This is a genomic window from Erwinia sp. S43, from assembly GCF_016624745.1.
GTDB lineage: Bacteria > Pseudomonadota > Gammaproteobacteria > Enterobacterales > Enterobacteriaceae > Erwinia > Erwinia coffeiphila.
Genome location: NZ_JACVTX010000012.1, coordinates 106,265 through 127,758 on the forward strand (window position 1 = coordinate 106,265; position 21,494 = coordinate 127,758).

General features: G+C 57.6%; 19 protein-coding genes. 10 read left to right on the forward strand and 9 right to left on the reverse strand.

Features of this window, described 5'->3' with window-relative positions:
* The first annotated feature begins 141 nt into the window (after positions 1–141).
* The 3 genes from IBT47_RS15640 to cirA all read left to right on the forward strand — a co-directional run bounded on the left by IBT47_RS15640 (position 142) and on the right by cirA (position 4,171).
* Entirely contained in the window at positions 142–1,224 is a 1,083-nt protein-coding gene (locus tag IBT47_RS15640; protein ID WP_200561308.1) for an iron ABC transporter permease, read from the forward strand.
* A complete protein-coding gene (locus tag IBT47_RS15645) occupies positions 1,224–2,009 on the forward strand; it encodes an ABC transporter ATP-binding protein (protein WP_172606542.1) in 786 nt (261 codons plus the stop codon). Before IBT47_RS15640 ends, IBT47_RS15645 begins: the two co-directional genes overlap by 1 nt.
* A 176-nt stretch (positions 2,010–2,185) precedes the next feature.
* Entirely contained in the window at positions 2,186–4,171 is a 1,986-nt protein-coding gene (cirA, locus tag IBT47_RS15650; protein ID WP_200561310.1) for a catecholate siderophore receptor CirA, read from the forward strand.
* A 46-nt stretch (positions 4,172–4,217) separates the two neighbouring features.
* On the opposite strand, the gene fghA is transcribed toward cirA, so the two are convergent.
* From fghA to IBT47_RS15665, 3 genes are all read right to left on the reverse strand, one after another.
* Positions 4,218–5,060 carry an S-formylglutathione hydrolase gene (fghA, locus tag IBT47_RS15655; protein WP_200561312.1) on the reverse strand — a complete coding sequence of 281 codons (843 nt, stop codon included), beginning with the start codon at positions 5,058–5,060 and terminating at the stop codon, positions 4,218–4,220.
* Positions 5,061–5,148: 88 nt separating this feature from the next.
* The gene (locus tag IBT47_RS15660) at positions 5,149–6,273 is read right to left on the reverse strand and encodes an S-(hydroxymethyl)glutathione dehydrogenase/class III alcohol dehydrogenase (RefSeq protein ID WP_105591346.1); all 1,125 of its coding nucleotides are present in this window, start codon (positions 6,271–6,273) and stop codon (positions 5,149–5,151) included.
* Between the two features lie 84 nt (positions 6,274–6,357).
* A complete protein-coding gene (locus IBT47_RS15665) occupies positions 6,358–7,236 on the reverse strand; it encodes a LysR family transcriptional regulator (protein WP_200561314.1) in 879 nt (292 codons plus the stop codon).
* Positions 7,237–7,336: 100 nt separating this feature from the next.
* Here IBT47_RS15665 and IBT47_RS15670 point away from each other — a divergent pair, with 100 nt between their 5' ends.
* The 7 genes from IBT47_RS15670 to mglC all read left to right on the forward strand — a co-directional run bounded on the left by IBT47_RS15670 (position 7,337) and on the right by mglC (position 15,650).
* The gene (locus IBT47_RS15670; RefSeq protein ID WP_200561316.1) at positions 7,337–8,473 is read left to right on the forward strand and encodes a YbfB/YjiJ family MFS transporter; all 1,137 of its coding nucleotides are present in this window, start codon (positions 7,337–7,339) and stop codon (positions 8,471–8,473) included.
* Between the two features lie 125 nt (positions 8,474–8,598).
* Positions 8,599–9,264, forward strand: coding sequence for a GTP cyclohydrolase I FolE (gene folE, locus IBT47_RS15675; protein WP_105591349.1), 666 nt, complete (start codon positions 8,599–8,601; stop codon positions 9,262–9,264).
* Positions 9,265–9,369: 105 nt separating this feature from the next.
* The gene (yeiB, locus tag IBT47_RS15680) at positions 9,370–10,548 is read left to right on the forward strand and encodes a DUF418 domain-containing protein YeiB (protein WP_200561318.1); all 1,179 of its coding nucleotides are present in this window, start codon (positions 9,370–9,372) and stop codon (positions 10,546–10,548) included.
* 136 nt (positions 10,549–10,684) lie between these two features.
* Positions 10,685–11,725, forward strand: a complete 1,041-nt coding sequence (gene galS / locus IBT47_RS15685) for an HTH-type transcriptional regulator GalS (protein WP_105591351.1) — start codon at positions 10,685–10,687, stop codon at positions 11,723–11,725.
* 305 nt (positions 11,726–12,030) lie between these two features.
* Positions 12,031–13,026 (forward strand): galactose/glucose ABC transporter substrate-binding protein MglB, encoded by a 996-nt coding sequence (mglB, locus tag IBT47_RS15690; protein WP_105591352.1) that lies wholly within the window; start codon positions 12,031–12,033, stop codon positions 13,024–13,026.
* A 73-nt stretch (positions 13,027–13,099) separates the two neighbouring features.
* Complete coding sequence (gene mglA, locus IBT47_RS15695; RefSeq protein WP_105591353.1) at positions 13,100–14,620, forward strand: galactose/methyl galactoside ABC transporter ATP-binding protein MglA; 1,521 nt, start codon at positions 13,100–13,102, stop codon at positions 14,618–14,620.
* A gap of 19 nt (positions 14,621–14,639) precedes the next feature.
* Positions 14,640–15,650, forward strand: a complete 1,011-nt coding sequence (mglC, locus tag IBT47_RS15700; RefSeq protein WP_105591354.1) for a galactose/methyl galactoside ABC transporter permease MglC — start codon at positions 14,640–14,642, stop codon at positions 15,648–15,650.
* 83 nt (positions 15,651–15,733) lie between these two features.
* Here the strand turns inward: mglC and IBT47_RS15705 are convergent, their stop codons facing one another.
* The 6 genes from IBT47_RS15705 to IBT47_RS15730 form a co-directional block, all read right to left on the reverse strand.
* Positions 15,734–16,657 carry a DMT family transporter gene (locus IBT47_RS15705; protein ID WP_200561320.1) on the reverse strand — a complete coding sequence of 308 codons (924 nt, stop codon included), beginning with the start codon at positions 16,655–16,657 and terminating at the stop codon, positions 15,734–15,736.
* A 41-nt stretch (positions 16,658–16,698) separates the two neighbouring features.
* Entirely contained in the window at positions 16,699–17,415 is a 717-nt protein-coding gene (gene sanA / locus IBT47_RS15710) for an outer membrane permeability protein SanA (protein WP_105591356.1), read from the reverse strand.
* A gap of 138 nt (positions 17,416–17,553) precedes the next feature.
* Positions 17,554–19,251 (reverse strand): NAD-dependent malic enzyme, encoded by a 1,698-nt coding sequence (locus IBT47_RS15715; protein ID WP_200561322.1) that lies wholly within the window; start codon positions 19,249–19,251, stop codon positions 17,554–17,556.
* 127 nt (positions 19,252–19,378) lie between these two features.
* Positions 19,379–20,269, reverse strand: coding sequence for a cytidine deaminase (cdd, locus tag IBT47_RS15720; RefSeq protein ID WP_200561324.1), 891 nt, complete (start codon positions 20,267–20,269; stop codon positions 19,379–19,381).
* A gap of 127 nt (positions 20,270–20,396) precedes the next feature.
* Positions 20,397–21,089 carry a CidB/LrgB family autolysis modulator gene (locus IBT47_RS15725; protein ID WP_200545956.1) on the reverse strand — a complete coding sequence of 231 codons (693 nt, stop codon included), beginning with the start codon at positions 21,087–21,089 and terminating at the stop codon, positions 20,397–20,399.
* On the reverse strand, positions 21,082–21,477 hold the full coding sequence (locus IBT47_RS15730) for a CidA/LrgA family protein (protein ID WP_200545957.1): 396 nt from the start codon (positions 21,475–21,477) through the stop codon (positions 21,082–21,084). The genes IBT47_RS15725 and IBT47_RS15730 overlap by 8 nt, the downstream gene beginning before the upstream one ends.
* Between the last annotated feature and the right edge of the window lie 17 nt (positions 21,478–21,494).

Sequence of the window (21,494 nt, forward strand, 5' to 3'; positions counted from 1 at the left end):
CCTTTTTTATCTCCCACGCGCGGGTACAAATATTATTGATAAGTATTATCATTAGCTTTATTTTTCCCTCCATAATTTCTACAATCTTGCCTTTCTCCCGGCCAGGGAACGATCCGGGGCTTTCCCGAACAGGTATTGAAGATGAGTGTGACCCACGATCCCGTAAAGTTATCCGAAGTAACGCCACCCGTTAGTGCAATGGGGCGCTATCACCGGGTACTGAAGCACCGTTATCTGATGATGGGGGTGCTGTTTCTGGCGATTGTTGCCTCATTAATCCTTGATTTTACCCTTGGACCGTCCGGCCTGACGCTGCACGCGCTGTGGCAAACTCTGCTTTCCCCTGAATCCGTCGATGCCGGTACCCGAGTTATCGTCTGGGATATCCGCCTGCCGTATGCGCTGATGGCAGTGGTAGTGGGTCTTGCGCTGGGGCTGGCCGGTGCCGAAATGCAGACCATCCTCAATAACCCGCTGGCCAGTCCGTTTACCCTTGGCGTTTCTTCCGCCGCCGCTTTTGGTGCCGCGCTGGCGATTGTGCTGGGCATTGGTATTCCCGGCATTCCCGATCAGTGGTTCATTTCCGCCAACGCCTTTGTCTTCGCGCTGTTTGCCGCACTGATGCTGGATGCGGTCACCCGCTGGACCAAAGTCGCTACCTCTGGCGTGGTGCTGTTCGGTATCGCGCTGGTGTTTACCTTTAACGCGCTGGTCTCGATGATGCAGTTTATCGCCAGCGAAGACACCCTGCAGGGGCTGGTGTTCTGGACCATGGGCAGCCTGGCGCGCGCTTCATGGGACAAGCTGGGTGTGCTGTGCCTGGCGCTGTTGATTCTGGTGCCGCTGTCGTTGCTCAGTTCGTGGAAGCTGACGGCGCTGCGCCTCGGTGAAGATCGCGCAGTCAGCTTCGGCATTGACGTGCGCCGCCTGCGTCTGGCAACCCTGCTGCGTATCAGTATTCTCTCCGCGCTGTCGGTGGCCTTCGTCGGGCCAATCGGCTTTATCGGCCTGGTGGCACCGCATATCGCGCGCATGATTTTCGGTGAAGATCACCGCTTCTATCTACCCGCCAGTGCGCTGACCGGTGCGCTGGTGCTGTCGATGGCTTCCGTCGTCTCGAAGAACATTATCCCCGGCGTGATCATTCCGGTTGGCATCGTCACCTCGCTGGTCGGCGTGCCGTTCTTCCTGAGTATTATTCTGCGCCATCGGGGGAATATCTGATGCAGGGACTGAAAATCAGCGGTTTCAACGCCGGCTATCCAAAGCGCCAGATCATTACCAACCTCAACGTGCCTCTTTTGCCACGCGGAAAAATTACCGTGCTGCTGGGGCCGAACGGCTGCGGTAAGTCGACGCTGCTGCGTTCGCTGGCGGGCCTGAACCGCGCGAAAGGTGAAATGTGGCTTAACGGTGAAGAGCTGATGACGCTGCCGTTTGCCCAGCGCGCCAGCCGCGTAGTGTATCTGCCGCAGTCGCTGCCTGCCGGGGTGCACCTGCACGTGCTGGAGTCGATTATCGTTGCCCAGCGGGCCTCCGGCGGGCGCAGCAGCGCGGCCAGTGAAGCTGAAGTGATGGAGCTGCTGGAGCAGTTGGGCATTGCACATCTGGCGATGAGCTATCTGGACCAGCTTTCCGGCGGGCAGAAGCAGCTGGTGGGCCTGGCACAATCGCTGATCCGCCGCCCTGGCCTGCTGCTGCTTGATGAGCCGCTCAGCGCACTGGATTTAAATTATCAGTTCCATGTGATGGAGCTGGTGCGCCGCGAAACGGAGAAGCGAAATATCGTCACCGTCGTGGTGGTCCACGATATCAATATCGCCCTGCGCCACGGCCAGCACGTGTTGATGCTGCAAAACGGTGAACTGATTGCTGATGGTTTACCGGAAGACGTGATTACGCCGGAGAGTCTTGCGCGCGTGTACGGCGTTCGTGGTCGAATTGAACGCTGTACGTTGGGAACGCCGCAGGTATTAATCGATGGATTAGTTGAAGCACCCTCTTTTTAGTTCTGGCAAGTGCGCGCCGGGGCCCGTCCAGCCCCGGTAATTTACCGCGCAGGACAAGCGTCAATTAACCGGAATATAACCGGAAAATCGAGCGGAGACACTCCGCCAATGAAGTCAGTGACGGCCTGTGCCGTCATCCTTTTATTTGTTACTGCATTGCATACATGGAGAAAGTTATGTTTAGGTTGAACCCTGTCATGCGCGGGGGCCTCTGCGCGTCTGCTATTATTTTATCCTTCCCGCTGCTGGCTGAAGACGTTGAAGTTGAAGAAGCGAAACAACGTGAGCAGCAAATGGTGGTTACCGCTTCGGCAACCGAAGTGAATCTGAAAGATGCACCCGCCAGTATCAGCGTGATCACCGCCGAAGATATTCAGCGCCGTCCGGTGCAGAACCTGCGCGACGTGCTGCGTGACGTTCCCGGCGTACAGCTGACCAACGAGGGCGATAACCGCAAGGGCGTCAGTCTGCGCGGCCTCAACAGCAGCTATACGCTGATCCTGGTCGACGGCAAGCGCGTGAACTCGCGTAACGCTGCCTTCCGCCACAACGACTTTGACCTGAACTGGATACCGGCCGATGCCATTGAGCGTATCGAAGTGGTTCGCGGGCCGATGTCCTCGCTGTACGGTTCCGATGCGCTGGGTGGCGTGGTGAACATCATTACCCGTAAAGTCGGTAAAGCCTGGCACGGTACGCTAAGCGCCGACACCACGGTGCAGGAACACCGCGATCGCGGTGACAGCTATAACGGCGGTTTCTTCACCAGCGGCCCGCTGATTGACGATCTGCTGGGCGTGAAGGTGTACGGCAATCTTGGCAAGCGCGAAAAAGACAAACAGCAGCAGTCCGACACGGGCGCTAACGGCCTGTCTCCGCGCATTGAGGGCTACACCAACCGCAATACCAACGTGGAATTCGCGCTGACCCCGACCAAAGAGCAGGATATCAGCCTCGGCTACGGCTTCGACCGCCAGGACCGTGATTCCGACTCGCTGGATAAAAACCGCATTGAGCGCCAGAACTATTCTCTTGGCCACAACGGCCGCTGGGACTGGGGCAACACCGAGCTGCGCTTCTACGGCGATCGCGTTGAAAACTACAACAGCAGCGCCGGTAACGCGGTAGCGAGAAATAACTCGCTGGACGGAAAACTGGTCCTGCCGCTGGCGGATATCAACCAGATGCTGACCTTCGGCGGTGAAGTGCGCCACGATAAGCTGGAAGACAGCGGCACCCTGAAAGGCAGCGGGAAAACCTCCGCCAGCCAGTACGCGCTGTTTGTGGAAGACGAGTGGCGGATTATTGATTCGCTGGCGCTGACCACCGGCGTGCGTATGGACGATCACCAGACCTTCGGCGATCACTGGAGCCCGCGTGCCTACCTGGTGTATAACGCCACGGATACCATTACCGTGAAGGGCGGCTGGGCCAACGCCTTTAAAGCACCTTCACTGCTGCAGCTGAGCCCGGACTGGCAGAGCGGTTCCTGCCGGGGCAGCTGTACCATTGTCGGCAGCAAAGAGCTGAAGCCGGAAACCAGCGAAAGCTTTGAGCTGGGTCTGTATTACGCCGGGGAAGAAGGGCTGCTGGAGGGCGTGACCGGCAGCGTGACCGCCTTCCAGAATAACGTTGACGATATGATCGATATTGCCCGGACGGCCAACGCCGCGCTGGCACCGAGCTACCCGAACTACGTGGGCGTGGATGAAAACGGGAATCCGACTTTCCGCTACTACAACGTCAACAAGGCGCGTATCACCGGTGTGGAAACCGAAGTCACAGTGCCGTTTAACGACCAGTGGAAGCTGACGCTGAACTACACCTACACCGACGGGCGTAACCTGAGCGGCGGTGGCAATAAACCGCTGCAGGAGCTGCCGCTGCACACCGCCAACAGTACCCTGGACTGGAAGCCGCTGCAGGACTGGTCATTCTTCCTGCAGGCTAACTACTCCGGCCAGCGCCGTTCGCTGACCGCAGACGGCCCAACGCCGGGCGGTTACGTGCTGTGGAATACCGGGGGAGCCTGGCAGGCGACCAAAGCGGTCAAGCTGCGCGCCGGGGTGATGAACCTGGGTGATAAAGACCTGAACCGCGACGACTACACCTTTAACGAAGACGGTCGTCGTTACTTTGCCGCGGTAGATTACTCCTTCTAATCCCCGCCGGGGTCAGCGGTGCAAGCCGCTGGCCCCAAACTGTCCACTACACCAGCAAATACTTTGCGTGGAAGCGCAAATGGTCCTCAATAAAGCTGCTGATAAAGAAGTAGCTGTGGTCGTAGCCCGGCTGTACGCGCACGGTCAGCGGGAAGTCCACCTCGCGGGCAATCTCTTCCAGGCGTTCAGGCCGAAGCTGATCGGCAAGGAACTGATCGCTGTCTCCCTGATCGATCAGCACCGGTAACTGGTTAGCGCTGTTGCGCATCAGCCAGCAGCTGTCGTACTCCTTCCAGCTTTCCACATCATCGCCCAGGTAGGCACGGAAGGCTTTCTGCCCCCACGGCACTTCCAGCGGATTGACGATCGGTGCAAAGGCGGAGGCCGAACTGAAGCGGCCCGGGTTGCGCAGTGCAATGGTCAGTGCACCGTGGCCACCCATCGAGTGCCCCATAATCGCCTGACGATCGCTGACGCTGAAGTTACCGGCAACCAGCGCGGGTAGCTCGCTGTTGATGTAGTCGTACATCTTAAAATTGGCCGACCACGGCGCTTCGGTCGCGTTAAGGTAGAAACCGGCCCCCTGGCCGAGGTCGTAACCTTCATCGTTGGCCACGCCTTCGCCGCGCGGGCTGGTATCCGGCATCACCAGTACCAGACCCAGCTCGGCCGCTACGCGCTGTGCGCCGGACTTCACGCTGAAGTTTTCATCGGTGCAGGTTAAACCGGCAAGGCACCAGACCACCGGCGGCGGCGTGCCGTCTTTCGGGCCGGGTAAGAAGATGCTGAAGGTCATGCTGCAGTTCAGGCTGCTGGACAGATGGCGGTAGCGCTGCTGCCAGCCGCCGTACAGTCGGTGTTCTTCAAGTAGCTCCAGAGTGGATGGCATGTATCCTCCTGATGTTGTCTGTCGTCGTTCAGAATCAGGCCCGCCGGAGCAGGCCCGTCTCTGACTATAGCTTACCGTTGCCCGGCTATTATTTATTGAAGTGCACCACGGAGCGGATCGATTTGCCGGAGTGCATCAGCTCGAACGCCTCGTTGATGTCTTCCAGCGGCATGGTGTGGGTAATAAAGTCGTTCAGCTGGAACTCGCCGTTCATATAGCGATCGACAATGCCCGGCAGCTGCGAGCGGCCCTTCACACCGCCGAAAGCGGAACCGCGCCAAACGCGGCCGGTCACCAGCTGGAACGGACGGGTGGCAATTTCTTCGCCCGCACCGGCCACGCCGATAATCACCGATTCGCCCCAGCCTTTGTGGCAGCACTCCAGCGCGGAACGCATCACGTTAACGTTGCCGATGCACTCAAAGGAGAAGTCGACGCCGCCGTCGGTCATCTCAACGATCACTTCCTGAATGGGTTTATCGAAATCTTTCGGGTTGATCAGATCGGTAGCGCCCAGCTTGGTGGCCAGATCGAACTTGCTGGTATTGATATCCACGCCGATGATGCGACCGGCTTTCGCCATCTTCGCACCGATAATCGCCGACAGGCCAATGCCGCCCAGGCCGAAGATCGCCACGGTGTCGCCTTCTTTTACCTTCGCGGTGTTCAGCACGGCGCCCATACCGGTGGTTACGCCACAGCCCAGCAGGCAGACTTCTTCCAGCGGGGCTTCTTTGCTGATTTTAGCCAGTGAGATTTCCGGCACGACGGTGTACTCGGAGAAGGTAGAGGTGCCCATATAGTGGAAGATAGGCTGACCGTCTTTAAAGAAGCGGGTTGTACCGTCCGGCATCAGACCTTTACCCTGGGTGGCGCGGATCGCCTGGCAGAGGTTGGTCTTGCCGGACAGACAGAATTTACATTTGCCGCATTCCGGCGTGTACAGCGGGATCACGTGATCGCCCACGGCAACGCTGGTCACGCCTTCGCCCACGGCTTCAACAATACCGCCGCCTTCGTGGCCCAGCACCGCCGGGAACACGCCCTCAGGATCTTTACCCGACAGGGTATAGGCGTCGGTATGGCACACGCCGGTGGCGGTGATGCGCACCAGCACTTCGCCTTTCTGCGGCGGCATCAGATCCAGTTCTTCAATCTTCAGCGGCTCACCGGCGGCCCAGGCTACGGCGGCACGTGTTTTAATCATCTGCATTTTATGCTCCTGTCAGTTACTCCGATCCGGCGGTTTCCGGTCGTGAGCAGGGTGTTTAAGGTTAAGAGAGGGTGATAAGCCCGGTCAGTCGCTGGACTTATTATCAAACTGTTCAATAATCAGGTACTTCAACGCTTCAACATTTGGCGTGAAGGCATCACGCCGCCACACCAGCCGCGTGTCGGTATCGCGGAATTCCGCCGACAGCGGATGCTGGCGCACACGTTCATGGCCCGGCAGCAGCGTCAGCACGCCTTCCGGCAGCATGGCGATACCGCCGCCGCTGGCGACGCAGGCCAGCATCGCGTGATAAGAGGGAATATCCATCACCGGTCCGTGCTGCACGCCGTCGGCAAGAAACCAGTTTTCAAAACGCTGGCGGTAAGAGCAGCTGGGGCGAAAGGTAAACAGCGTGGCCCCGGCTGCGTCCGCCGGGCCGGCGATTGGCGGATGCTCAAGGCTGGAGATCAGCACCAGCCGTTCGGAAAAGGCCACGCAGCTGTTCAGCTCGTCCATATTGACCGGCCCGTCGGAGAGGGCGGCGGCCAGCGTGCCCGCGCGTACCTGCTCGAGGATTTCGCCGGAGGTGCCGGTGGTCAGCGACAGGGTGACGTTTTTATAACGCTGATGAAATTCAGCCAGCAGCGAGGGCAGGCGGCTGGCGGCGGTGCTCTCCATCGAGCCCAGCGCAAAGTGCCCGGCGGGTTCACCGCTGTGGGCCATCGCCATCGCTTCGGCGCTGAGTGCCAGAATGCGCTGCGCGTAGCAGAGAAAGTTATGCCCCATCGGAGACAGCCGCAGGCGCTGCTTTTCGCGAATAAACAGGTCCGTGCCGAGTTCCTCTTCCAGCTGGCGCAGGCGAGTGGTGAGGTTAGAGGGTACGCGGTTAAGCTGTTCCGCCGCGCGAACAACCGAGCCGCTGTCGGCAACGGCGCAGAACATTTTAAGCTGGGTCAGGTCCATATTCTTTTTTCGTAAGCAACTTTGTGTGAATTATTCACTTTTTGAGAGTTTACCGATCGCATAGACTACTGGCAATGAAAATCGGGCATGGGAGAACAAAATGGCAGTGCGTGTGGCATTCAGCGCGTTTCTGGCGCTGGTGGTAGCAATGGGGATCGGGCGTTTCGCCTTTACCCCGCAGGTTCCTTTAATGATAGACGATCGCCAGCTGTCGCTGACCAGCGCCGGGGTGGTTGCCGCCTTAAACTACCTCGGCTATCTGTTTGGCTCCTGGGACGCAATGCGCGCCACCCGGCGGGTGGAGTGGCGACTTCAGGCGGGAATTTGGGGCGCGGTGGCGCTGACGCTGCTTTCCGCCTGCATCGCGGGGCCGTGGTGGCACGGCGTGGTGCGTTTTCTTATCGGCTGGGCCAGCGGCTGGGCGATGGTTCTTATCGCCGCGTGGAGTAATGAACAGCTGCATCACTACGGGCGCCCGGCGCTCAGCGCGGCGGTGTTTGCCGGGCCGGGCACCGGAATTTTCCTCAGCGGAATGATGGCGGTGCTGCTGCATCACTGGCAGATTGGTGCCGCCATGGCCTGGCTGGCCTACGGCGTGATGGCGCTGCTGCTGGTTCTGCTGATTGCCCGCAACCTGCCGCGCAGCGGCCAGCTGCATCGTCCTGACATCGCGCCGGAGCCGCTGAAGCTGACCGCCGGTCTGAAAAAACTGGTCTGGAGCTACAGCCTGGCGGGGTTCGGCTATATCCTGCCGGCGACGTTCCTGTCGCAGATGGCGGCGGCACGCTTTCCCGGCAGCGCCTTTGCCCAATTCGCCTGGCCGGTGTTCGGCGGTGCGGCGGTGGTGGGCATTATCGCGGGGATTCTCACCCGCCGTTACGGCTACAGCAACCGGCGGCTGGCGTACGTACTGGTATTGCAGGCCGTCGGCGTATTCGCGTCCGATCTGCTGCCGGGGATCGGGGGACTGGTGCTGGGCGCGGTGCTGGTCGGCGGCGGTTTCCTCTGCGTGGTGCAGCTGTCCCTGCAGTACGGTCGCGAACTGGCACCGCGGCATACCCGCTATCTGGCCGGGCTGCTGACCACCGGCTATGCCCTCGGTCAGCTGGTGGGGCCGCTGCTGTCGGCGATATCCACCGCACTGGTCGGGCGACTGGAACCGGCGCTGTACGTGGCGGGGGTGGCGCTGCTGGTGGCCGCCGTGCTGGTCTGGCGACGCGATGCGGCGGCTGAATGAAACAGTTTCATCGACAATTAAATTGATTCACTGGATCGCGCGCCGATTGTATTACAAAATACCGCCTCAGAAATTTCGCCGGGCCCGTTGCGCCCGGCTGGTCACCTGCTGGAGAAGAAAATCACATGGCGACGTTGAGTCAGGAAGCCGCACTTGTTCATGAAGCACTGCTTGCTCGTGGGCTGGAAACCCCGCTACGCGCTCCCGTGCGTGAAATGGATGACGAAACCCGCAGACAGCTGATTGCCGGCCATATGACCGAAATTATGCAGCTGCTGAACCTCGATCTGGACGATGACAGCCTGCGCGAAACCCCGCAGCGTATTGCCAAAATGTACGTGAATGAAGTGTTTTCCGGCCTGGATTACGCCAACTTCCCGAAAATTACCGTGATCGAAAATAAAATGAAGGTTGATGAAATGGTGACGGTGCGTGATATCACGCTGACCAGCACCTGCGAGCATCACTTCGTGATTATCGACGGTAAGGCAACCGTGGCCTATATCCCGAAAGATAAAGTGATTGGCCTGTCGAAGATCAACCGCATCGTGCAGTTCTTCTCTTCGCGCCCACAGGTGCAGGAACGACTGACGCAGCAGATCCTCGTGGCGCTGCAAACGCTGCTCGGCACCAACAACGTCGCGGTGTCCATCGACGCGGTGCACTACTGCGTGAAGGCGCGCGGCATTCGCGATGCCACCAGCGCCACCACCACGACCTCCCTGGGCGGGCTGTTCAAGTCCAGCCAGAATACCCGGCAGGAGTTCCTGCGTGCGGTACGTCACAGCTGATTGACAGCCTGAGGCGACATCCTGCACTGTAGGGGCAGGCCGGTTTTGCCGGTCTGCCCGTTGTCGATCCACGCCCGGGCGACCGGAAGAGATGAACCTCCCTGGATGAATGCACCCGTAACCCGTATTGCCACGCTGGATTTTATCCGCGGGGTCGCCATTCTTGGCATCCTGCTACTGAACATCACCTCTTTTGCCTTACCGAAAGCCGCCTACCTTAATCCGGCCTGGCACGGCATGCCTGCCGCTTCCGAGCTGTGGGTCTGGTCGGCGATGGATCTGCTGGCGCAGGCTAAATTCCTGACCCTGTTTGCCATTCTGTTCGGTGCCGGGCTACAGATGCTGCTGCCGCGCGGTAAGCGCTGGCTACAGTCGCGGCTTTCGTGGCTGGTGATCTTCGGGCTGCTGCACGGCCTGCTGTTCTGGGAAGGGGATATTCTGCTGGCGTACGGCCTTGTGGGGCTGGTGGTGTGGCGAATGATCCGCGATGTGCCCGGCACGCGGCAGCTGTTTAATACCGGCCTGATGCTGTATGTGGTCGGCAGCGCCATTCTGGTGGTGCTGGGAATGGCCTCCGGGCCAAATCCCAACAGCTCGTGGCTACCCGGTGCCGCAGACATCCAATATGAAACCTTCTGGCGCACTCACGGTGGCTGGGAAGCGCTGCGCAACCGGCTGGATATGCTGGGATCGGCGCTGATGGCGCTGGCCGCACAGTACGGCTGGCAGCTGGCTGGCCTGATGATGTGCGGCGCGGCACTGATGCGCAGCGGCTGGCTGCGCGGTACGTTCAGCGTGCAGCACTATCGCCGCACGGGCTGGCTGCTGGTGCTGACCGGCGTGGCAATTGAAATTCCGTCGATTGCCCTGCAGTGGATGACCGGCTGGAGCTTCCGCTGGTCGGGCTTTTTCTTACAGGTTCCGCGCGAAGTCAGCGCGCCATTGCAGGCACTGGGCTATGCCGCGCTCTGTTTCGGCTACTGGCCACAGCTACAGCGGCGCGCAATCACCAAAGCGGTCAGCGCCGTCGGTCGAATGGCGCTCAGCAACTATCTGCTACAGACGCTGATTTGCACCACGCTGTTCAACCATTTTGCGCTGTTTAACCACTTTAGCCGACTACAGCTGCTGGCGATTGTCCCGGCTATCTGGCTGGTTAACCTGCTGTTTTCTCTTTTCTGGCTGCGACTGTTCCGTCAGGGGCCGCTGGAGTGGTTCTGGCGCCGACTGACGTCGCTGGGGCTGCCAGCGCAGGGAGAAGATGACAGGCATCACAAAGGTTAAAAGTTTGTATGTAACCGTTTTCAGGCGTGTGACGCAATTCACGAAGCTGGAACGGCCTGGCTGACAAAATAGACGGCAGAAACGCGTCAAGGTCAGGAAGGGCTATGCAAAATCTTATCTTCTGCGGTAATCGGTCATGATTACCATTCGTGATGTCGCCCGTGAGGCGGGCGTCTCCGTGGCAACCGTCTCCCGCGTGTTAAATAACAGCGCGGCGGTTACCGGGGAAACCCGCGACGTCGTGTTAAAAATTGTTGAGCAGCTGGGCTACCGCCCCAACGCCAACGCGCAGGCGCTGGCCAGCCAGGTTAGCGATACCATCGGCGTGGTGGTGATGGATGTATCCGATCCCTTCTTTGGCGCGCTGGTGAAAGCGGTAGATACCGTTGCCCAGCGCCTGCACAAACATGTACTCATCAACAACTCCTATCATCAGGCGGATAAAGAGCGGCACGCCATTGAAGTGCTGATCCGCCAGCGTTGTAATGCCTTGATTGTTCATGCAAAAGCGTTGGGTGATGACGAGCTGTCGTCGCTGATGCAGCAGGTGCCGGGTATGGTATTGATCAACCGCATCGTGCCCGGATTTGCCCATCGCTGCGTGTGCCTGGACAACGTCAGCGGTGCACTGATGGCGACCCGCATGCTGTTACAGCACGGGCATCAGCGCATCGGTTATCTTGGCTCTGCCCATCCGATTGAAGATGACGATCAGCGCCGCCACGGCTGGATGCAGGCGATGAACGAGCAGGGGATTACCCCTGCCGAGAGCTGGTCTGCCTGCGGCGAGCCGGATTTACAGGGCGGAGAAGCGGCCATGGTAGAGCTGCTGGGGCGTAATCTTCAGCTCAGCGCGGTGTTTGCCTACAACGACAGCATGGCCGCCGGTGCGCTGGCAGCGCTGAAAGACAACGGCATTGCCGTGCCGTTACAGCTTTCCGTCGTTGGATTTGATGATATTCCCATCTCGCGTTACACCGATCCTCAGCTCAGTACGGTACGCTATCCTATTGTTTCCATGGCAAAACTCGCTACTGAGCTGGCGCTGAAAGGCGCGGCCGGGCAGCTGGATCACAGTGCCCAGCACTGCTTTATGCCGACGCTGGTGCGCCGTCACTCGGTGGCGCTGCGGCAAAGTGTGTCGGCCGTCACTAACTCAGGCGATTTGCTGGTGTAACCGTTTTCAATCTGTGAGTAAATTCACAGTTAATTAACATGGCCTTCTCTATGATGGCAGCGTCTGCAGGGGCTGAAACATGATGTAACGACAGGGCTGGCTTTCTCGCTGTCGTTAATCAGCACTGCTAAACGTGTTTACATACAGCATTCAGGAAGCCTTTCCGCACACGGACGTCGGGTTTGGTGTTAGCCATAGTCGGCCCGCGCAACAACTCTGTTTCGCCGCCCACGAATCGATCGCCACGCGAGCACGCTGTGCCCGCATTGCGTTGAGTACTACCCTACAAAAAAACCGGAGATACCATGAATAAGAAGGTTTTCACTCTCACCGCCCTGGTCGCCAGCATGATGTTTGGCGCTGCTGCTCACGCTGCTGATACCCGTATCGGCGTGACCATTTACAAGTATGACGACAACTTTATGTCGGTGGTGCGCAAGGCCATTGAGAAAGAAGCCAAAAACAGCTCAGGCGTTCAGCTGTTGATGAATGACTCCCAGAACAGCCAGTCAACCCAGAACGACCAGGTTGACGTCATGGTAGCGAAAGGCGTGAAGGCCCTGGCCATCAACCTGGTTGACCCGGCGGCGGCTGACGTTGTGATTAGCAAAGCTAAAGCCAACGATATTCCGGTAGTGTTCTTCAACAAAGAGCCATCGGCGAAAGCACTGGCCAGCTATGACAAAGCCTATTATGTCGGTACCGACTCTAAAGAGTCCGGCGTTAAGCAGGGCGAGCTGATTGAAAAACACTGGAAGGCCAACCCGGCCTGGGATCTGAACAAAGACGGCCAGATTCAGTTCGTGCTGCTGAAAGGCGAGCCGGGCCACCCGGATGCCGAAGCGCGTACCAAATACGTGATCGATACCCTGAACAAAGACGGTCTGAAAACCCAGCAGCTGCATCTGGATACCGCGATGTGGGATACCGCTCAGGCGAAAGATAAGATGGATGCGTGGCTCTCCGGTCCGAACGGCAACAAAATCGAAGTGGTGATCGCTAACAACGACGCGATGGCGATGGGTGCCGTTGAAGCCCTGAAGGCACACAACAAGTCTTCCGTACCGGTATTCGGCGTGGATGCACTGCCGGAAGCGCTGGCGCTGGTGAAATCCGGTGCAATGGCCGGTACCGTGCTGAACGATGCGGATAACCAGGCGAAAGCCACCTTCGATATGGCGAAAAACCTGGCAGAGGGTAAACCGGCCACCGAAGGCACCAACTACAAACTGGACGGTAAAGTGGTTCGCGTCGCTTACGTTCCTGTAGATAAAGACAATCTGTCACAGTTCGCGAAATAAGTATCACCTGGTGCGGAGCGCTCTGCTCCGCACCAGGCGTTGAATCAGGTCACCCTTTCAGCCAGGTAGAATTATGGGCAGTGATAACGTGCAAACGCAGCGCGAATTTTTGCTCGAGATGACGAATGTAAATAAGTCATTCCCGGGAGTTAAAGCGCTTGATAATGTGAATCTAAAAGTCCGTCCGCATTCAATTCACGCCTTGATGGGGGAGAATGGTGCCGGTAAGTCGACCTTATTAAAATGCCTTTTTGGCATTTACAGTAAAGACTCGGGGAGCATTATTTTTCAGGGGGAGGAAGTTAATTTCAAAAGCTCCAAAGAGGCGCTGGAAAACGGCGTATCGATGGTGCATCAGGAATTAAACCTCGTTCTGCAACGTACCGTCATGGATAATATGTGGCTTGGCCGCTATCCAAAAAAAGGGTTCTTCGTCGATCAGGAAAAAATGTATCGCGATACAAAAGCGATCTTCGACGAACTGGATATTGATATCGATCCGCGCGATAAGGTGGTGACACTTTCCGTTTCGCAGATGCAGATGATCGAAATCGCCAAGGCTTTCTCCTATAACGCTAAAATCGTTATTATGGATGAGCCAACGTCATCGCTGACCGAAAAAGAAGTCAACCATCTGTTTACCATTATTCGTAAACTGAAGGATCGCGGCTGCGGCATTATCTATATCTCGCACAAAATGGAAGAGATCTTCCAGCTGTGTGATGAGATCACCATTCTGCGCGACGGCCAGTGGATTGCCACCCAGTCGCTGGAAGGGCTGGATATGGATAAGATTATCGCCATGATGGTCGGTCGTTCGCTTAACCAGCGTTTCCCGGATAAGCACAACGTACCGGGGGAAACCATTCTGGAAGTGAGAAACCTGACTTCGCTGCGCCAGCCGTCGATCCGCGACGTTTCCTTCGACCTGCGCAAAGGCGAAATCCTGGGTATTGCCGGGCTGGTGGGGGCTAAACGCACCGATATCGTCGAGACGCTGTTCGGCATCCGCGAAAAATCAGCGGGCACCATTAAGCTGCACGGCAAGCCGATCAAAAATAACAGCGCCAACGAAGCGATTAACCACGGCTTTGCGCTGGTCACTGAAGAGCGCCGTTCAACCGGTATTTACGCCTATCTGGATATTGGCTTTAACTCGCTGATTTCGAATATCCGTAAATATAAAAATAATATTGGCCTGTTAGATAACAGCCGGATGAAAAGTGATACCCAGTGGGTCATTGATTCCATGCGGGTAAAAACGCCGGGTCATAAAACGTCAATCGGTTCGCTTTCCGGCGGTAATCAGCAGAAGGTGATTATTGGCCGCTGGTTGCTGACTCAGCCGGAAATATTAATGCTGGATGAACCGACGCGCGGTATTGACGTTGGCGCGAAGTTTGAAATTTATCAGCTGATTGCCGAGCTGGCGAAGAAAGAAAAAGGAATCATTATTATCTCATCGGAAATGCCGGAGCTGTTGGGCATCACCGATCGGATACTGGTAATGAGTAATGGCCTGGTTGCAGGCATTGTCGAAACGAAAAACACCACGCAAAACGAAATATTGCGTTTGGCATCGTTGCACCTTTAATGATGTAAGGGCTGTTACTATGAATGCAGTGAATAAAAAGAATGCGCTCACCTGGTTAAAAGAGGGCGGAATTTACGTGGTGCTGCTGGTTCTGCTGGCAGTCATCATTATCCAGGACCCGACGTTTTTAAGTTTAATGAACCTGAGTAATATTCTTACCCAGTCCTCCGTGCGCGTCATTATTGCACTGGGCGTGGCGGGGCTGATCGTTACCCAGGGGACCGACCTGTCTGCCGGTCGTCAGGTTGGCCTGGCGGCAGTGGTGGCGGCAACGCTGCTGCAATCGATGGATAACGCCAACAAGGTGTTTCCTCATATGGAAACCATGCCGATTGCGCTGGTTATTCTGATTGTCTGCGCGGTGGGTGCGCTGATTGGCCTGGTGAACGGCCTGATTATCGCCTACCTCAAGGTAACGCCGTTTATCACCACGCTGGGTACGATGATTATCGTTTACGGCATTAACTCGCTGTACTACGACTATGTCGGTGCGTCGCCGGTGGCAGGTTTTGACGAGAAGTTCTCTACCTTTGCGCAGGGCTTTATCCGCCTGGGCGACTTTAAACTCTCGTACATCACCTTCTACGCGATTATCGCCATCTTCCTGGTGTGGATACTGTGGAATAAAACCCGCTTCGGTAAAAACATCTTTGCTATCGGTGGTAACCCGGAAGCGGCGAAAGTCTCTGGCGTAAACGTCCCGTTCAACCTGATCCTGGTCTACGCCCTGTCCGGTGTGTTCTATGCCTTCGGTGGGATGCTGGAAGCGGGCCGTATCGGTTCTGCCACCAATAACCTTGGCTTTATGTACGAGCTGGATGCGATTGCGGCCTGCGTGGTGGGCGGCGTGTCGTTTGCCGGCGGCGTGGGTACGGTAGCAGGCGTGGTGACCGGGGTGATCATCTTTACGGTCATCAACTACGGCCTGACCTATATCGGCGTCAACCCTTACTGGCAGTACATCATCAAGGGCGGCATTATCATCTTCGCGGTGGCGCTGGATTCACTGAAGTACGCACGTAAGAAGTAAGTTGTTTGTGAAAAGGGCTGCGTGATGCAGCCCTTTTCATATCGAAGCGGGTGATGTCATCTTTCTGCAATTCCGCCAATCCATTAGTCAATAGCGCCCGCCGCAGGCACCTTTTCCTTACCAAAACGCTGCGCAAGAACAGAAATCAGCCCCGGCATACACATCCCCGTCAGAATCAGTGCGCCACCCAGCAGAACGTTGACCGACAGGCTTTCATGCAGCAGCCAGACGGCGAACAGCGCGGAAAACACCGGCTCAAGATTGTAGATCAGCACCGCGCGCGTCGGCGAGGTATAGCGCTGATAGTGGGTCTGCACCCAGAAGGCGATCACCGTAGAAAACAGCGCCGTCACCAGCAGGGCCCACACCAGCGGGCCGTCCCACGTTTGCGGAAACCACTCGCCGCCGGTGGCGTGCTGCATCAGCATAATCACCGCCGCCATGGTGGCAACCTGTAAAAACGTCAGGGCGGTATTGTTGTGGCGGACGCTGAGCTTATCAAGCGCCAGAATATGCAGCGCCGTGAACACCGAACCGATAATCACCAGCGAATCGCCCCACTGCAAATGCCAGTCGTGCATATCGGACATCACCAGCAAACCGGCCACGCCAAACAGCACGGCAATAATTGCGGATGCGGATGGCAGCTTACCCGCCAGCGGGCCGGAGAGCAGCAGCACCCAGACTACCGCCAGCCCGGCCAGAAACCCGGTATTCGATGCGGTGGTGGTTTGCAGCCCGAGGATCAGAAAGACGAACGCCGCACCCAGCAGCAGACCCAGAGAAATGCCCGCAAGGTACGTTCGGCCACCGATGCCCGCCAGGCTTTTGGCGCTGAAAGGCAACATCAGCAGGGTAGAGAGCAGGAAGCGCAGCCCCAGCACCATCAGCACCGGATGCAGGGCGACCGCCTGCTTCATCACCGGGAAGCCAATTCCCCAACCGGCGGCAACGCAAACCAGCAGCAGTTCCGCTATCCAGCGTTTGCGTGTGGTGACTTCATTCATTCGACAACTCCCGGTCCATGTCTGGCTAATGCGAGTGGTAGTTACTTTCCTTTCTGCTGGATTTCCAGCAGCTGCTCCGGGGTGACTGCCGGGTAGCTCTGTGCGTCTTCCGGCACCTCATGTACTGCCGGGATCGGCACCAGCGGCCCGAGGAATCGCGGCTCGCGTTTCATCAGGTACAGATCGGCCAGTGCGCCAAGGCGAGCTCCCACTTCACGCAGCCGCACGCTGAGCATGTTTTTCGGCGAGGGAACCGCATAGCACTGCGCCTGAATCCCCATATGCAGGGCGATAAACAGCGCGCGCTCGCAGTGGAAGCGCTGGGTAATAATAATAAAGTCGTTGGTATCGAACACCTTGCGGGTGCGCACAATAGAGTCGAGGGTACGGAAACCGGCGTAGTCCAGCACGATATCGGACGGCTCCACGCCAGCCGCAATCAGGTCACGGCGCATGGTCATCGGTTCGTTGTAACTTTGCTGGGCGTTATCGCCGCTCAGCAGCAGATAGTTCACCTTGCCGCTGTTATAGGCGTTCATCGCACCCTGGATGCGATAGAGGTAATACTGATTGATCACCCCGGTTCGGTAATACTTGGCGGTGCCCAGTACCACGCCAACCTGACGGTGGGGCAGGGATTTTAAATCGTCGTAAATATAGGGGGCGGTTTTCCAGCTCATCCAGCGATCCAGGCCAAGCGCGGTCAGAACCATCAGAACGATGATGATAATCAGACCATAAGCCAGGCGTTTCAACATACTGAACGGTGCTCGAAATTGCGAAGACAGGGTGGTTCAAGGCTACTGTAGGGAGAGAGGGGAAGCAAGCAACGGCGCGCCGTATGGCGGTTTTTCACACAAATAGCCGGGCGTAGTGTGACGCCCGGCAGATTCTTCTTAGATAGAAGTACGGCGATAGTTACGATACTGCGGCAGCCAGAAGTTGGCGGCAATGGCTTTGGACAGCACGTCTTCCGAGGTGACAACCGCCACACCCGCCAGCTGTGCGGCTTTGCCTACGGCCATCGCAATGACTTTTGACACGCCCTGAATATCCTTCACTTCTGGCAGCACCGGGCCGGAGCCTTCGTTAGCCAGAGGCGAGCACTCTGCCAGCGCACGGCTGGCGGCCATCAGCATGCTGTCGGTTACGCGGGTCGCGCCGGAGGCAATCACGCCCAGACCAATACCCGGGAAGATATAGGAGTTATTGCACTGGGCAATCGGGTAGGTTTTATCCTTCCAGATCGCCGGGGCAAACGGGCTGCCGGTGGCGACCAGCGCCTGACCGTCGGTCCAGGCCATAATGTCCTGCGGCGTGGCTTCTACGCGGGAAGTCGGGTTAGACAGCGGCATGATAATCGGGCGCGGGCAGTGCTTATGCATTTCACGCACGATCTCTTCGCTGAACAGGCCCGGCTGGCCGGAAACGCCGATCATAATGCTCGGACGCGCGTTGCGCACTACGTCCAGCAGGGAGAGCGAATCGCTGCTGCTGTCCCAGTTGGTCAGACGTTCGCTTTTCTGCACCAGCTTGCTCTGGAAGTTAAGCAGGTTTGGCAGCTTGTCGGTCAGCAGGCCGAAGCGGTCGACCATAAATACGCGGGCGCGCGCTTCATCTTCGCTCAGCCCTTCGGATTTCATCTGGGCGATAATCTGCTCGGCGATACCGCAGCCGGCGGAACCGGCACCGAGGAACACCACATTCTGCTCGCTCAGCTTGCTGCCCGCTGCACGGCTGGCGGCCAGCAGGGTACCGAGCGTGACGGCGGCGGTGCCCTGGATATCGTCATTGAAGCAGCAAACTTCGTTACGATAGCGCTCCAGCAGCGGCATGGCATTCTTCTGCGCGAAGTCTTCAAACTGCAACAGCACGTTCGGCCAGCGGCTTTTCACGGCGGTGATAAATTCGTTGACGAAGTTATCGTACTCCTCTCCGGTAATGCGCGGGTGGCGCCAGCCCATGTACAGCGGATCGTTCAGCAGCTGCTGATTGTTGGTGCCGACATCCAGCACCACCGGCAGGGTGTAGGCCGGACTGATGCCGCCACAGGCGGTATAGAGCGACAGCTTACCGATAGGAATACCCATGCCGCCGATGCCCTGGTCGCCCAAGCCGAGAATGCGCTCGCCGTCGGTAACGACGATCACTTTTACATTCTGCTTGGTGGCGTTTTGCAGCATGTCTTCAATGCTGGCGCGATTCGGATAGGAGATAAACAGACCGCGCGCGCGGCGATAGATCTCAGAGAAGTGCTCACAGGCTGCACCCACCGTTGGGGTGTAGATGATGGGCATCATCTCTTCCAGATGGTTGTCCAGCAGGCGGTAGAACAGGGTTTCGTTGGTGTCCTGGATATTACGCAGATAGACGTGCTTATCGTTATTATTTTTAAAATCCTGGAACTGCCGCCAGGCGCGTTCGGCCTGTTCCTCAATGGTTTCAACCGTTTCAGGCAGCAGGCCGTTGAGGTTGAAGTCATTACGCTCCTCAATCGAGAAGGCGCTGCCTTTGTTCAGCAGGGGGAATTCCAGCAGGATCGGACCGGCGTAAGGGATATAAAGCGATCGTTTACTTTCGTATTCGAGTTCCATGCAATTCGTACTCTGGTTGCTATCGTGATGATGTGGGGCCAATCCTAGAATAAATCATCTGAAAATACAGCTTTTGTTAACAAGTAATAACAAAAGCTGCGATCTTTCTCGTATTGCTGGCTGATTTTTACGGTTTTACCAGGGGAATAACGGAGAATTCAGTACAGCCCAGTGCGCTGAGGGTGGCGGCGGTGGCGGACTGCTGGCTGAGCTTCGCCTCCGGCGCTTCGGCCAGTACCGCGCGGGAAATATCGCTGCTGGCGTAACCGGCAAGATTCAGCAGATTAAGCGCGCCCTGCAGCGGCGGCAGAGTGGGGTTAAAGGCGGCATTTTCCGCATAGCGCCCGGCAAAGATCGTGCCGTCTGTCGTTTCCAGCGCTACGCCGCTCCAGGCCTGGCTGTAGGGCGCATGGCTGCTGTTGGCCGCCGCCAGTGCCGCCTGTTCCAGCGCATCGCCCCGGATCGCCACGCCGTGATCGACGTTATCCATCAGCAGGGTGGTAATGTTCAGATCGCGCGGACCGAACGAATCCGGCAGATAGTCGCCCAGCGTGGCCGCCGCGCGGCCCGGCAGCTCGATAGTCAGCGCCGTGCCGCTGTTCAGCTCGTTCATAAACTGGCGGCAGTGGCCGCAGGGGGTGTAGTTTACCGTGATCGCTTCAAGCGCGCGTTCACCCCGGAGCCAGGCGTGGGTCACCGCGCTCTGCTCGGCGTGAACGGTTTGCTGCATGGTGGTGCCGCTGAATTCCATATTGGCCCCGAACCACAGCGTGCCGCTGGCACCGCGTGCGATGGCGCCGACTTTAAAATCGGACAGCGCGGCCTGTGCGCAGGCTGCGGCCAGCGGCAGCAGGGCAAAGGCCAGTTCGCTGTCGTTATAGCCACACTGCTTTTTCAATATTGCCGCTTCATCGGCGCTGATGCGGGCAGAAAACTCCGCAGAAGAGAGAATCGGCCGAATGGCATGCTGTAATGGCTCGGGAAGCGTGGCGAAGGCTGCCAGGAATCTTGGATGCATTTTAGGCCTCTTTATGCTGGATGCTGGCTCATGTTAACGAGCCGGCAGCCAGTTATATGTGATCTGCATCTCTCTGTCAGTGTAATAAATGAAATTGATAAATAAAATGCGAGATCTCTCGCAAGTTTTACCCCAGCCAGTGCAGCAGTACGGGAAAAATAAACGGTGCCAGCAGTGAGGTAATAATGGCGCACAGCACCAGCGCCAGCGAACTGAATGCCCCTTCCTGCGCATCCATTTCTACCGCCCGGGCGGTGCCGATAGCGTGCGAGGCGTTGCCAATCGCCAGCCCACGGGCGGAGGCGGCACGCACCCGCAGCAGATTCAGCAGCATATGGCCAAACACCGCGCCCAGCACCCCGGCCATCAGCACGCAGATTGCGCTGATCGCCGGTATCCCGCCCAGCGAGCCGGACACCGCCATGGCAATTGGCGTGGTCACTGATTTCGGCAACAGGGTTGCGGCGATCTCGGGTGTGGCACCGAGCCACAGGGCAATGGCAGTCCCTGAGATCATCGCGGTGATACTGCCGATAAAGCAGACGCTGATAATCGACTTCCAGCGGGCGCGGATCTGATGCATTTGCTCATACAGCGGCAGCGCAAGGGCGACCACAGCGGGCTGCAACAGGCTGTTCAGGATGGCGCTGCCCTGGAAATAGCGGGTATAGGGGATTTGCAGCAGTAGAAGCAGCGGAATGATCACTGCCATGGCGATCAGCAGGGGATTCACAATAGAAATCTTCACCCGTGCGGCAAGCTGACGTGCCGCCAGGAACACCACGACCGTTAACGGAATGGACCACCACATATCACTCATCGCGTTCCCCCTCAGGTGCCAGCGGCTGGCGGTGCATACGCTGTGAAAGAACACCAACGGTCACCAGTACAATCAGCGTGCTGACCAGGCAGGAAACCACAATCGGGCCAAACTGCGCGGTGAGAATATCCATATCGTTCATCACGCCAACGCTGATGGGTACAAACAGCAGCGCCATATAGCGGATAAACAGGCTACAGCCGGGCCTGACCCACTCAACGGGAAGGATTTGCGTAGCCAGCAGGGCGAACAGCACCAGCATGCCGATAATACTGCCGGGAATGGTGACGGGAAGCAGGCTGGAAATGCCGATACCCACATACAGGCAGAGGTAGATAATGAAAAAAGCGCGGATAAACTGCCACAGAATCAGCGGGGCGCGGCGCATGATAACCTCCTGAATTT